Below are 13,367 nucleotides of genomic sequence, written 5' to 3'. Positions count from 1 at the left end.
GAAGGAAGCCTTCCTTTGCGCCGGGCAGAAGCCACCAAGCGAAGTGCGGTAGAAAAAGAAAATCTCAATTTACTCTGGCCATTTTATTGACATAGTACCATTTTACCTCGTTCTTCTGCTTTTATCCTACCTGGAATACCGGGTGCGGCGCTCTCTCGAAGAACAGAATTGTGACTGGATCACACCGGACTAAAAGAAGACGCGGACACCATCCGTCAAAACCATCGTAAAAGCAGCAGAAGGCCTTCTGACGATGGCCATCGGCAGCGAGCGCTACATCGCAGAGCCGCCTCTGCCGCAAATGCATCAAGCCATTGAGTGGGCAGGCTTCAGTACAACCATTCTCATCAGCCCGATTCATGAAATGAAACAGCACATCCAGCAATAAAAATTTTTTAAAAAAACAGCCAAGCAGCCGGCCATCGTACAGCTAAATTTCCAAGTAAGTCGATTTGAAAACATCTATTAATCCGTCCGTAAAGCCATAAAAATGGCCAAAGCCCATCCACTTTTTCAGTTTTTGATTGAGGAAAAACGAAAAAACGCTATTTACTGTTTTTGACATGCGGAAAGTCAGTAAAAAAGCCGCTCTCCTATCAGGGGAGCGGCTCAATTCATTCACTTATTGTTTCACATCAAAACGGTCTGCGTTCATCACTTTCACCCAGGCAGCTATGAAGTCGCGTACAAATTTTTCTTTGTTGTCCTCTTGTGCATACACTTCTGCAAGTGCGCGGAGGATGGAGTTGGAACCGAAGACTAAGTCGAAGCGGGATGCTGTGCGTACCACTTCACCTGTTTTGCGGTCATGACCTTCGTATTGGTTGAAGCCTGCTGGTTTCCACTCAATGCCCATATTTAAAAGATTGACGAAGAAATCATTTGTCAGTTGGCCAACGCGGTCTGTGAACACACCGTGTTTTGTACCGCCATGGTTTGTACCAAGCACACGCATACCGCCAAGAAGAACTGTCATCTCAGGTGCAGTCAATCCTAGTAACTGAGCTTTATCGACAAGCATTTCTTCAGGGCTTGTAGAGTATTCCGCTTTTTGGTAGTTACGGAATCCGTCAGAAACTGGCTCCAATACGTCGAAGCTTTCTGCATCTGTCTGTTCTGCCGTCGCGTCACCGCGGCCAGGCGTGAATGGAACCGTTACGTCAAAGCCTGCGTCTTTCGCTGCTTTTTCAATCGCAGCGCTTCCTCCAAGGACGATTAGATCAGCAAGGCTGACTTTTTTCTCAAGCTGGCTTTGGATGTTTTCGTACACATCCAGCACTTTTGCAAGTTCAGCTGGCTCGTTTGCTTCCCAGTCTTTTTGTGGAGCTAAGCGTACACGTGCACCATTTGCACCGCCGCGCATATCAGAACCGCGGTATGTGCTTGCAGATGCCCAGGCTGTTTTCACTAGCTGGCTCACGGTTAGACCAGAGTTTAGGATCTTTTCTTTTAAGTCTGCCACTTCAGCGTCGGATAATGTGTAATCCACTGTTGGAATTGGATCTTGCCAAACCAATTCTTCTTGTGGCACTTCAGGACCCAAGTAACGTACTTTTGGCCCCATGTCGCGGTGAAGAAGTTTAAACCATGCGCGTGCGAATGCATCCGCAAACTCTTCTGGGCTTTCATAGTAACGGCGAGAGATCTTCTCGTACGCCGGGTCTACACGTAATGCCATATCTGCGGTCGTCATCATTGTTTTCACTTTGATGGATGCATCCTCAGCGTCTGGCGCCATGTGATCTTCTGGAAGGTCAATCGCCTGCCACTGGTATGCACCAGCTGGGCTTTTTGTCAGTTCCCACTCGTAGCCGAGTAATTGCTCGAAGAAGCCGTTGTCCCATTTCGCTGGGTTCGCTGTCCAAGCACCTTCGATTCCGCTTGAGATAGTGTCACGGCCTTTCCCTTTGCCGTGTTTGCTCAGCCAGCCTAAACCTTGCGTTTCCAAATCAGCTGCTTCTGGGTCGTCACCGACAAGAGATGGATCTCCTGCACCGTGTGCTTTACCGAATGTGTGTCCGCCTGCAACCAGTGCTACAGTTTCTTCATCATTCATTCCCATACGGGCAAATGTTTCGCGGATGTCACGTGCGCTTGCCAGTGGATCTGGCTTGCCGTTTGGTCCTTCCGGGTTCACATATATAAGCCCCATTTGTACCGCCGCAAGAGGGTTTTCAAGTTCACGGTCACCTGAATAACGGTTGTCCGCTAACCACTCTTTTTCATTTCCCCAGTATATGTCTTCTTCTGGGTGCCAGATGTCTTCGCGTCCTGCACCGAAGCCAAATGTTTTCAGACCCATAGACTCAAGCGCCACGTTACCTGTTAGAAGAAGCAAGTCTGCCCAAGAGATTTTGTTTCCGTACTTTTGCTTGATCGGCCATAGCAAACGGCGAGCTTTATCCAAGTTTACGTTGTCCGGCCAGCTGTTCAGCGGTGCGAAACGTTGTGAACCAGCACCGCCGCCTCCACGTCCGTCAGCTGTACGGTATGTGCCGGATGCGTGCCAGGACATACGAATGAAGAATGGACCGTAGTGACCGTAGTCTGCCGGCCACCAGTCTTGGCTGTCTGTCATTAAGTCATGAAGATCTTTCTTCAACGCATCATAATCTAGTTTTGAGAACTCTTCTTTATAGTTGAAGTCTTCTCCAAACGGATTTGATTTTTTGTCATGCTGGCGCAGGATGCCAAGGTTCAGCATGTTTGGCCACCAGTCTTTGTTTGTCGTGCCGCCAGGTTTTCTAGAAGTTGTGATAGCACTGTCTTTGTGACCGCCGCCAGCACCAGTTATAGGGCACTGCGCTTCGCCTGCAGCTGTATGGCTTTTTTGTTCGTGGTTGTTGTTCGTCTCCATTTAAAATTCCCCTCCTATGTGGATGATCTCGTGCAAAATGGTGCATGTGATAATGATTATGCCTGTTTATAAGGAAATAATTATTATTAGTTTATAATTATACTAAACTACTTATCAAATTTAAAGCGAGAAGATCAGCGAAATGAAGAAAATTTATAAGAGATTTACAATCGTGAAGAAAAAACGACAATTTTCTCCCTATGCCGTTGTCATTTCATAATTCAAAACATACTATTTTTGTGTGCTCATTAATTAAGGAACAGTACTTTTCATTACGGCTCAATAACATTTGAAACAAAATCGCAAAACGTAGATTTAAAGCCAGTGATTTTTTGAAATTTAATGGGCTGTTTGATGTCATATCATCCCCCCCTCCCCGAAAAAGCGTCAAATCACGATTTTTCAAGGTTTGGCGCTTTTTTATTTTTGTAAGAATTTGAAAAGCTTATAAAAAAATCACATAATTAGCGGATTCCCTGAAAAAAACAGAGAGATAAATTAATTGAAAAAGCAAAAGAAAGCGTGAATAAAAGATTTCTCTACAATGAATGAAGTCGTATCAAAAAATCAATCTCCATATTTCTTCCATAGTTTTTAACATGAAATGACTTATATTCGATTAACTTCTCACAACTTGGGCGCCGATTAAGCGTGTATGAAATAGAACTGAAAACGCAGTACTTATTTATGCGACGGTATTGAGAATATGATAAATTAAAAATGAATTTATTGGGAAAAGGGAAGGTGTGATGGAAGTTGAGTCATTCGATTGATGGGGCGTTTATTGCGCACATTCGAGCAAGTGATGGTGTGATACAAACAGTAGAAGAGCATTTACTTGATGTGAAAAAATTGGCTGAACGAGCAGGAGAAAAGGTGGGTTTAGCTCATGTCTCTGGTCTTGCCGGTATGCTGCATGACATGGGGAAGTTTACGAATCGATTCAAGAAGTATATTTTGCAAGCAGTAAATGATCCCGAAAACCCTCCCAAAAGAGGTGAAGTTGATCATTCTACTGCGGGAGGGCGCTTGCTTCACCGTCGATATCATGAGGATCGAACAAAGCCATTTCACGCACTTCTTGCGGAAATTGTGGGCAACGCAATTATTTCTCATCATGGGAACTTGCACGATTTTTTAAGCCCAGAACTGGAATCCCCTTTTTTAAGACGGGTCAAGGAAAAAGAACTTCTTGAGTACAAGGAAGCCGAGCAGCGATTTTTTCAGTTTGTAATTAATGAACAGGAATTTGATGAATATGTAGATCAAGCAGCATCTGAGCTACAGGAATTTATAATGAAGTACAAACATGAAGGTTTTGAAACGATGGCGATGTTCACATCGAAATTTATTTTTAGTGTACTGGTAGATGCGGACCGGACAAATACAAGATTATTTGAAGAAAATAAGCTGCATGAACAGGAGGAGGAAACCGAGCCTTTATTTCCTTTATATTATGAACGATTAATGGAAAAAATGATTTCTTTTGAAAAACATAAGGATGCAGGTTCGCCCATTAATCAATTGCGGCGTGAAATGGCGGAACAATGCGAAGTGTTTGCTGAAAAACCATCTGGTATTTATACGCTGTCGATACCAACTGGCGGCGGCAAAACATTGGCCAGCCTTCGCTATGCTTTAAAACATGCCATAAAATATAACAAAAAGCGCATTGTGTATGTCGTTCCTTTTACAACCATTATTGAACAGAACGCCGAAACAGTCCGTGCTATTTTGCAGGATGATGAATCGATTTTAGAACATCATTCAAATGTAACTGAAACAGAAGACAAAGAAGAACAGGACGGTATCATGAGCCGGCAGGAAAAGCTAAAACTTGCCCGTGATAATTGGGATGTACCAATCATTTTTACGACAATGGTGCAATTTTTAAATACATTTTACGCAAAAGGAAATCGAAATACCCGTCGTCTGCATCAGCTGAGTGAGGCAGTGATTATTTTTGATGAAGTACAAAAAGTCCCGATTCGTTGTGTGTCTTTGTTTAATAAAGCCTTGAACTTTTTAACAGAAGCGGCTCATTCGTCTGTTGTGCTTTGCACAGCAACACAGCCTGCGCTTGATTTTGTTGAGCATCAGTTAAATATAAAATCAGAATCGGAAATGATCCGAGGTATTGATGAGGTGGCAGAAGCATTTAAGCGAGTAGAATTAAGCGATATGACTGCTGCTGCTTTTAATACGGATACGCTTGCATCATTTATTTATGAGCGTATGGATGAAGTGGACAGTGTCTTAGTTATTTTAAATACAAAGACGGTTGTCAAAAGACTGTTTGAGCATTTAAAAGAGGAACTAGGTGAGGATGTCCATTTGTTTCATTTGAGTACATCTATGTGTGCGGCACATCGGGCAGATATTTTAGAAAAAATTCGGAAATGCCTGGAACAAAATAAGCGGGTGATTTGTTTAAGTACACAGTTGATTGAAGCAGGTGTGGATGTCAGTTTTCAATGTGTGATTCGCTCTGTAGCAGGGCTGGATTCGATAGCGCAGGCAGCCGGAAGATGTAATCGGCACGGCGAGTATGGCATAAAAACGGTTTACATCATCGATCATGAAGAGGAAAACCTGGACAAGCTGAAAGAAATTAAAATAGGGAAAAAGATTGTGCTTAGAATGCTAAAAGATATGCAGGTGGATTCTTCGGAACATGGAGGCAGTTTATTATCAAGAGAAGCGATGGAGCGGTACTTTAAAAGGTTTTATAAAAAATTCGAATTGGATTTAGACTATCCTGTTTCGAAAATCCAGAATGATCATTTAGTTGGTCTGTTGACTCGACCAGCAGACGAAAATGATTATAAATCAGCCTATACCCGTCAAAGTGGAAAAGGACAGCTGCCGCTTTTTCTGGCAAACAGCTACGCAACGGCAGCGGATTACTTTCAAGTCATTGATCAACGAACAGACACCGTTCTTGTGCCTTATGGAGAAGGACAAAAATTGATAGCCGAACTAAGCGGTGATCAATCGATTGAAGATTACGGACGACTTATGCGAAAAGCACAGCAATTCAGCGTGAACATTTACGCGTACGAAAAACAGCAGCTTATTCAAGAAGATGGGCTTGTATCCCTTATGAACGGAACGATTTGGGCATTGAGAGAGGGGGCTTATGATAAAAAGTATGGACTGAACATAAACAACAGCAGCTCGCCAGGTGATTTTCTTTCTATGTAAAAAAAAAACCGATCTAATACAGGTCGGTTTTTTTCGTTCATCCACGAAAATATATTTCAATCCACGCAAGAAAAAAGTCTGCGAATTTTTATTTTAACATCAGAATTCTTCTTAAACAAAATTCATATTATCGGCTATGAAGGGGGGGAGACTTGAAAAAAGATCAAAAAAGAAATGGAGATAGACAGCTGATGAAAATCATTACTTTTTTTACGGCTTTCTTAAATGCAATGAATGCTATTTATGGTATTATAAAAAAATTTCTGATTTAAATAGCGGGAGTTTATTTAGCTCCTGCTATAAATAATATTGTATTGAGATGTTATTGTCTATCATTGTCGTTATTTGTCGGAAAATAATCCATCACTTTCCATATTTAGTATAGTAAAATGGAAACGAGTCATTTGAATTAGCTTAATATTTATAAAAGTCCATTTTACGACATTAAAGATGGAGGTGAAGGAATGCGAAACAGTATAGAATTCAGATTATTCGGTAAATATGCTCTTTTTACAGATCCGCTGACGAAAATTGGCGGTGAAAAGATGACATACCAGATACCGACTTACCAGGCTTTGAAGGGAATTATCGAATCCATTTATTGGAAGCCCACGATCACGATCTTTATTGACAAAGTTCGTGTTATGAACGCAATCAAAATGGAATCAAAAGGAGTCAGGCCGATTGAATATGGCGGTGGAAACACGCTGGCTCACTATACGTATTTAAAAGACGTCTGCTATCATGTTCAAGCTCATTTTGAATTTAATCCACACCGATCAGATTTAGCCTTTGACCGAAATGAAGGGAAGCATTATGCGATTTTAAAACGTTCTCTTGAAGCAGGCGGGCGGCGTGATATTTTTCTTGGTGCAAGAGAGTGCCAGGGGTATGTGGAGCCCATCTCATTTGACGGAGGTGAAGGATTTTATGATGAGGCAGATCTTCATTTTGGCACAATGGTTCATGGAATCAACTATCCGGATGAAACAGGGCGCAATGAGATGGAAGTCCGGCTTTGGAATCCCGTAATGCAGAATGGTGTTGTCCATTTCATTCGTCCGGATGAATGTGAGCATGTACGGTCGATTGCAGCAATGGAACCGAAACCTTTTACACAACAAGCCATAACATCTGTTGAGGAGCTGTGGCAGGAGGTGAATAAATGAGCATTTGGCTGCAATTATATAAAACATATGAAGCGAACCTTGATCGTGTTGGAATAACGGAAAAAAAGGGAGAAGATAGGGAATTTACACTACTGCCAATTTCTCATACGACGCAGACCGCACATATTGAAGTGTTGATCACGCCTGAAGGAGATTTCCATTCTGCTGAAGTAATTGAAAAAGGACAAGGGAATACACTCATTCCGTGCACAGAAGAAGCGGCCAGCCGAGCGGGCTCAAAAGTAGCACCATATCCGCTTCACGATAAATTAAGCTATGTTGCGGGGGATTTTGTTAAATACGGAGGACAGATTAAAGGCGAAGATCCTTTTGAGGCGTATATTAAAGCGCTGAAAAAATGGGCAGAGTCTCCTCATGCTGTTTCGAAAGTGAAAAGCATTTATAAGTATGTCAGCAAGCGACGCTTAATTGAAGACTTGATTCAGGAGAAAGTATTCATTGAAGCAGCAGACGGTAAGCTTCTGTGGAAATGGGACAATAGCAGGGACCAAAAGCCATTGATTTATTCAGTAGTAACGGGCAGCTTAGATGGTGCCTTCGTCCGTTTTACAGTTTATTCGGCAAAAGAAGATCTGGAGCAGGTTTGGAAAGATCGGGAAATGCATCAGTCGTTTATTCGATTTTATGATGAGCAGCTTGGGGATGAAGATCTTTGTTACGTAACCGGAACTATACAGCCACGTACAGAACGGCACGCGAATAAAATTCGAAATGCCGGAGACAAAGCAAAGCTTATCTCGGCAAATGATACAAGCGGCTTTACGTTCCGGGGCCGTTTTAGCCATCCGACAGAAGCAGTGAGCATCAGCTATGATGTGTCCCAAAAAGCTCATAATGCATTAAAATGGCTGATCAACAAGCAAGCTAAAATTGTGGATCAACGCGTATTTCTTGTATGGGGAAATACACCCGTTCCTGATCCGACAGAAGACAGCTATTCTATGGCAGCATTGCTTGCTGAAGAGAAAGAAAAATCAGTGAAAAAAGAATCTGATACACATCATCTTTATGCTAGGGAAGTATCAAAAGCAATAGCCGGCTATCGAGGAAAATTGAATTCAGACGATAATGTCAATATTTTGGTTATGGATTCTGCTACGACCGGTCGTCTTGCCTTGCTTTATTATCGGAATATGGATAAAGAGATATATTTAGACCGTTTGGAAGATTGGCATACAAAACATGTATGGGAGCACCGCTATCGAAAAACAAAAGATAAACAGCTTGTTGTTTTTAATGGAGCTCCAGCTACAAAAGACATTGCCTTTGCTGCTTATGGACCGCGTGTAAGCGATAAAGTAGTGAAAGGACTAATGGAAAGAATGCTTCCGTGTGTTGTTGATGGACAGAAAATTCCGTTTGATATTGTCCGAAGTGCTTTTCAGAGAGCTTCAAATCCTGGGTCGATGGAAAATGAGGAATGGGAAAAAACGTTAAGTATTGCATGTGCATTGATTAATAAACAGGAGGAGATGAGCGTGTCATTAGATCTTCAAAATAAAGACCGTGATTACTTATTTGGCCGATTGCTGGCGCTGGCTGATGTTTTAGAGAGACAAGCACTTGGCCGCGATGAAAAGAGAGCAACAAATGCTATTCGGTATATGCATTCATTTGCACAGCATCCAGAAAGGACATGGTGCATCATTCAAGGAGCATTGCAGCCATATCAAGCGCGTTTGGGTACGCGTGTATCTTATTTAAATAGATTAATTGATGAAGTAGGCGCGAGCATTAAAATAGAAGACTTCAACAACAAGTCATTATCCGGTAAATATTTACTTGGATTTTACAGTCAGCGCAATGAACTATATAAGAAAAAAGAAACGAAACCGGAGGATGAAAACGAATGACAACTCTAGAACATAAAATTGATTTTGCCGTGGTATTGTCAGTGACCAAAGCCAATCCAAATGGTGATCCGCTCAACGGAAACCGTCCTCGCCAAAATTACGATGGATATGGAGAGATTTCAGATGTAGCGCTCAAGCGTAAAATACGAAACCGCCTTCAGGATATGGGAGAGGCGATTTTTGTACAGTCCAATGACCGGAAAAATGATTCATATGGCAGTTTGAAAGAGCGGGCAGAAGGACAGCCAGAGCTCCTAAAAATAATGAAAGCAAAAAAAGCTTCTCCTGATGAGTTTGCAGCAGCTGCTTGCAAAGAATGGATTGACGTTCGTTCATTTGGACAAGTATTTGCTTTTAAGTCTGGTGAGGGAAAAGGGCTGTCTGTCGGTGTGAGAGGACCGGTTTCCATTCATACAGCGACGAGTGTCAGTCCAATCGATATTACCAATATGCAAATTACGAAAAGCGTCAATTCGGAGCCGGGAAAAGATCGTGGATCAGATACAATGGGTATGAAGCATCGTGTTGACTACGGTATCTATGTTTTTTATGGCAGTATTAACACACAGCTTGCAGAAAAAACAGGTTTTACGAATGAAGATGCAGAGAAGATCAAGCAAGCATTGGTAACCTTGTTTGAAAACGATACATCGTCTGCTCGGCCGGAAGGAAGTATGGAGGTACATCATGTGTACTGGTGGGCGCACCAATCAAAGCTAGGGCAATATTCATCAGCAAAAGTGCATCGGCTTGTTCAGGTAAAGCCAAACAAGGAAGAACCGAAAACATTCGCTGATTATGACATTACAGTTGAGGAATTGGATGGTCTGAAGGCTGAGATGCTGGATGGACTATAAGCAGGAGGATCATTACTTGATGCTGTCGGGCATTCAGCATTTTCAATTTTGCCCGCGTCAATGGGCATTGATCCATATTGAACAAGAATGGAAAGAAAACGCAAAGACCGTAGAAGGGCAGCACCTTCATCGTAAGGCAGATAATCCTTTTCAGCGGGAAAAGCGCGGACCGAAACTGATTGTCCGTGCAATGCCTGTTAAATCAGACCGGCTGAACATAAGCGGTCAATGTGACGTTGTTGAGTTTTGGAAGGACCAGGCAGGTGTGCCGATTCATGGAACGGAAGGGATGTATCAGCCTTATCCGGTTGAATACAAGAGAGGAAAGCCGAAGAAAGATTGGTCAGATGAATTACAGCTGACCGCCCAGGCGATGTGTTTAGAGGAAATGCTTTTGTGCAGCGTGCATACGGGTTACATGTTTTATAACGAAACAAAACACCGGATCGACGTTGAAATCACGCGAGAGTTGAGGGATACGGTGGAGCGGGTGGTCAGTGAAATGAACGACTACTATAAACGCCGTCATACACCGAAAGCAAAAACGGGTCCGCATTGTAAAAGCTGCTCGCTAAAAGATATTTGCCTGCCGGAAATGTTAACAAAACGGTCCGTCAAAAGCTACATTGAAGGGAGGCTGTTCGAATGAAGAAGCTGCTGAATACTTTGTTTATCAATCAGCCAGATGTGTATCTTTCATTGGATGGTGATAATGTATTAGTGCTGAAAGAAAGGGAGACGCTTGGTCGCCTGCCGCTTCATAATCTAGAGTCCATTGTTGCTTTTGGCTATACAGGTGCCAGTCCTGCTTTGATGGGCTATTGTGCAGAAAGAAATATTGCCATTACTTTTATGACGATGAACGGTCGATTCCTGGCCCGTGTCATCGGTCAAAGCCGCGGCAATGTCGTACTTCGTAAAAAGCAGTACCGTATTTCAGATAACGATCAGCTTTCCGCACGCATTGCCCGTAATTTTATTTTGGGGAAGGTGTACAATCATAAATGGATGCTTGAGCGGACAACGCGCGACTACCCTATGCGTGTTGATGTTCCACTGTTTAAGCAGGCATCAGCACAATTGTCTCTAATAATGAAGGATATTCGTGAATGCGAAGACTTGGAACGGCTCCGGGGATTGGAAGGTCAGGCAGCGCTTTGCTACAATCGGTTATTTGACCATATGATTCTTCAGCAAAAAGAGCATTTTCAATATCGAAATCGTACACGCCGTCCGCCGTTGGACAATGTGAATGCTATGCTATCCTTTGCTTATACTTTATTGGCAAAGGACAATGCTGCTGCTTTAGAAGGAGTAGGTCTGGATGCATACGTTGGATTTTTACATCGAGATCGGCCGGGCCGCATTTCTTTGGCGCTCGATGTAATGGAAGAAATGCGTGGTGTGTACGCAGACCGCTTTGTGCTGTCACTCATTAACAAAAAAGTAGTTAACGAACGCCATTTTATCCAAAAAGAAAATGGTGCAGTCATCATGACAGATGAAGGAAGGAAAACGTTTCTTGCTGCCTGGCAAAAAAGAAAGCAAGAAACAATAACTCACCTATTTTTAGGAGAAAAAATTATGTGGGGACTTGTCCCGCACGTACAGGCCTTGCTGCTGGCAAGGCACCTTCGAAGAGATCTGGATGAATACCCGCCATTTTTGTGGAAGTAGGTGAACCATGCTTATTTTGATTACGTATGATGTCAGCACTACCACTGGATCAGGTCAGAAACGTCTTAGAAAAGTATCAAAAGCATGTCAAAACTACGGTCAACGTGTTCAAAACAGCGTTTTCGAATGTGTCGTAGACTCAACGCAGTTCACAGCATTAAAAATTGAACTCACCTCCATCATCGATCCGGAAACAGACAGCCTTCGATTTTATCGTCTCGGCAATAACTACAAGTCAAAAATTGAGCACGTCGGCGTCAAAGAATCCATCGATATCGAAGGACCACTTATTTTGTAGTGCGAATCAAAGTGCGAACCTAAAGTGAACATCCTATTTCAGCTGCATTCGCACCAAAAAATAGCTTGATCTTATGAGTATTTATGGTAATTATGCAGTTGGATAAAAGAATAAATGAACAAAACGGCGGTTTTTAATGATATGAACGTATTTTATATTACGTTTTGCTCAAAATTCGCTATCGCACTCTACATGAGTGCGTGGATTGAAATAATATAGCTTTCGGCAAGAGTATCATCATCACAGAATCGCACTCTACATGAGTGCGTGGATTGAAATTTAATATTTTAGTGCCTTTCCATTTAGCAATTGTATCGCACTCTACATGAGTGCGTGGATTGAAATTGGCAGATAATAGCTGATCGTCAAGTCATACTCCATCGCACTCTACATGAGTGCGTGGATTGAAATTCCATGTCGCCCAGCCGTTCCTGGACGTTTTTATCGCACTCTACATGAGTGCGTGGATTGAAATTTTTTCTGCTTTCTTGCTTAAATTGCCGATATAATCGCACTCTACATGAGTGCGTGGATTGAAATTCCATCTCGTGTCTTCTTGGAATACGGGATTAACAATCGCACTCTACATGAGTGCGTGGATTGAAATACCGTGTGGAACAATATCATTTCGTATTTGAGAGATCGCACTCTACATGAGTGCGTGGATTGAAATATTTACAGATATTGCTTCTTGGTAAGTAACTGTTATCGCACTCTACATGAGTGCGTGGATTGAAATAACTATCGTAGATAAGTCATTATCAGTAGCTTGATCGCACTCTACATGAGTGCGTGGATTGAAATTTTACAAACAGTACCAACTTTATCCCAACAATCAGCATCGCACTCTACATGAGTGCGTGGATTGAAATATGAAATTCTATTTTAACACCAGCAGAAGATTTTATCGCACTCTACATGAGTGCGTGGATTGAAATACACGGGCAATAGTGCCAGCTGTTGCTTTTGGTATCGCACTCTACATGAGTGCGTGGATTGAAATCTAACAATTCATCTGTCAATTTAACATTTTTTTTATCGCACTCTACATGAGTGCGTGGATTGAAATTTTTGTTTTTTGGATTTTGTTTATCGGTTGCATATCGCACTCTACATGAGTGCGTCATACTGTTGAAAAACAAATTAAGCAATGGACAAATTATGAAGATCTCGATAAAAATCCCTCGTTAACTATGTAAAGCGAGGGAATTTCTGTGTATACAGTTTATTCCAGAAGAGAGATCGAAGAAAATCGAAAAGGCTATGAAATGATGTATGATGCTTCGCATCATTTAGTGAAAATAGATGGGGTTATGGACTGGGATTTTGTGTACCGGAAGCTGGCAGCCTATTACAGGTTCTTAAGACGAGTTGGTGAAAGACGAATACGATACTTGGCTAATATAATAAAGGAAAAGGAGTCACTTCACA

9 protein-coding genes, 1 pseudogene and 1 CRISPR repeat array are annotated in these 13,367 nt (G+C 42.2%); of the genes and pseudogenes, 9 read left to right on the top strand and 1 reads right to left on the bottom strand.

All coding sequences use genetic code 11. The features are described from left to right. Positions 1 to 253: 253 nt before the first annotated feature. Positions 254 to 388 carry a hypothetical protein gene (locus tag BTO30_RS17860; protein WP_281248607.1) on the top strand — a complete coding sequence of 45 codons (135 nt, stop codon included), beginning with the start codon at positions 254 to 256 and terminating at the stop codon, positions 386 to 388. Positions 389 to 622: 234 nt separating this feature from the next. Here BTO30_RS17860 and katG read toward each other — a convergent pair whose 3' ends face one another. Continuing rightward, a complete protein-coding gene (gene katG, locus BTO30_RS09675) occupies positions 623 to 2,857 on the bottom strand; it encodes a catalase/peroxidase HPI (RefSeq protein WP_075398525.1) in 2,235 nt (744 codons plus the stop codon). A gap of 756 nt (positions 2,858 to 3,613) precedes the next feature. On the opposite strand from katG, the gene cas3 reads away from it, so the two are divergent. The 8 genes and pseudogenes from cas3 to BTO30_RS17485 all read left to right on the top strand — a co-directional run. Then, positions 3,614 to 6,061 carry a CRISPR-associated helicase Cas3' gene (cas3, locus tag BTO30_RS09670; protein WP_245796420.1) on the top strand — a complete coding sequence of 816 codons (2,448 nt, stop codon included), beginning with the start codon at positions 3,614 to 3,616 and terminating at the stop codon, positions 6,059 to 6,061. Between the two features lie 464 nt (positions 6,062 to 6,525). Beyond that, on the top strand, positions 6,526 to 7,230 hold the full coding sequence (gene cas5c / locus BTO30_RS09665) for a type I-C CRISPR-associated protein Cas5c (protein WP_075398524.1): 705 nt from the start codon (positions 6,526 to 6,528) through the stop codon (positions 7,228 to 7,230). Beyond that, on the top strand, positions 7,227 to 9,104 hold the full coding sequence (gene cas8c / locus BTO30_RS09660) for a type I-C CRISPR-associated protein Cas8c/Csd1 (RefSeq protein WP_075398523.1): 1,878 nt from the start codon (positions 7,227 to 7,229) through the stop codon (positions 9,102 to 9,104). The genes cas5c and cas8c overlap by 4 nt, the downstream gene beginning before the upstream one ends. After that, positions 9,101 to 9,961, top strand: coding sequence for a type I-C CRISPR-associated protein Cas7/Csd2 (gene cas7c / locus BTO30_RS09655; protein WP_075398522.1), 861 nt, complete (start codon positions 9,101 to 9,103; stop codon positions 9,959 to 9,961). Before cas8c ends, cas7c begins: the two co-directional genes overlap by 4 nt. Continuing rightward, entirely contained in the window at positions 9,951 to 10,610 is a 660-nt protein-coding gene (cas4, locus tag BTO30_RS09650; RefSeq protein ID WP_075398521.1) for a CRISPR-associated protein Cas4, read from the top strand. Before cas7c ends, cas4 begins: the two co-directional genes overlap by 11 nt. After that, positions 10,607 to 11,638: a type I-C CRISPR-associated endonuclease Cas1c gene (gene cas1c, locus BTO30_RS09645; protein WP_075398520.1), complete on the top strand. Its 1,032-nt coding sequence runs from the start codon at positions 10,607 to 10,609 to the stop codon at positions 11,636 to 11,638. The genes cas4 and cas1c overlap by 4 nt, the downstream gene beginning before the upstream one ends. Before the next feature lie 7 nt (positions 11,639 to 11,645). Then, a complete protein-coding gene (gene cas2 / locus BTO30_RS09640) occupies positions 11,646 to 11,936 on the top strand; it encodes a CRISPR-associated endonuclease Cas2 (protein ID WP_075398519.1) in 291 nt (96 codons plus the stop codon). A gap of 180 nt (positions 11,937 to 12,116) precedes the next feature. Beyond that, positions 12,117 to 13,006: a CRISPR direct-repeat array (repeat unit 33 nt; unit sequence ATCGCACTCTACATGAGTGCGTGGATTGAAATT). 144 nt (positions 13,007 to 13,150) lie between these two features. Further along, positions 13,151 to 13,367, top strand: a pseudogene (locus tag BTO30_RS17485) (hypothetical protein); the annotation flags it as partial.

Source organism: Domibacillus antri (assembly GCF_001936625.1).
Taxonomy (GTDB): domain Bacteria; phylum Bacillota; class Bacilli; order Bacillales; family Domibacillaceae; genus Domibacillus; species Domibacillus antri.
Note: the sequence above shows the minus strand (reverse complement) of the source record. Positions and strands in the feature narration are given on the sequence as shown.

What these genes read in the sequence shown, in the direction of transcription:
- BTO30_RS17860 (WP_281248607.1), top strand. Translation starts at nt 254, where the DNA reads ATGGCCATCGGCAGCGAGCGCTACATCGCAGAGCCGCCTCTGCCGCAA.
- katG (WP_075398525.1), bottom strand. Translation starts at nt 2,857, where the DNA reads ATGGAGACGAACAACAACCACGAACAAAAAAGCCATACAGCTGCAGGC.
- cas5c (WP_075398524.1), top strand. Translation starts at nt 6,526, where the DNA reads ATGCGAAACAGTATAGAATTCAGATTATTCGGTAAATATGCTCTTTTT.
- cas8c (WP_075398523.1), top strand. Translation starts at nt 7,227, where the DNA reads ATGAGCATTTGGCTGCAATTATATAAAACATATGAAGCGAACCTTGAT.
- cas7c (WP_075398522.1), top strand. Translation starts at nt 9,101, where the DNA reads ATGACAACTCTAGAACATAAAATTGATTTTGCCGTGGTATTGTCAGTG.
- cas4 (WP_075398521.1), top strand. Translation starts at nt 9,951, where the DNA reads ATGGACTATAAGCAGGAGGATCATTACTTGATGCTGTCGGGCATTCAG.
- cas1c (WP_075398520.1), top strand. Translation starts at nt 10,607, where the DNA reads ATGAAGAAGCTGCTGAATACTTTGTTTATCAATCAGCCAGATGTGTAT.
- cas2 (WP_075398519.1), top strand. Translation starts at nt 11,646, where the DNA reads ATGCTTATTTTGATTACGTATGATGTCAGCACTACCACTGGATCAGGT.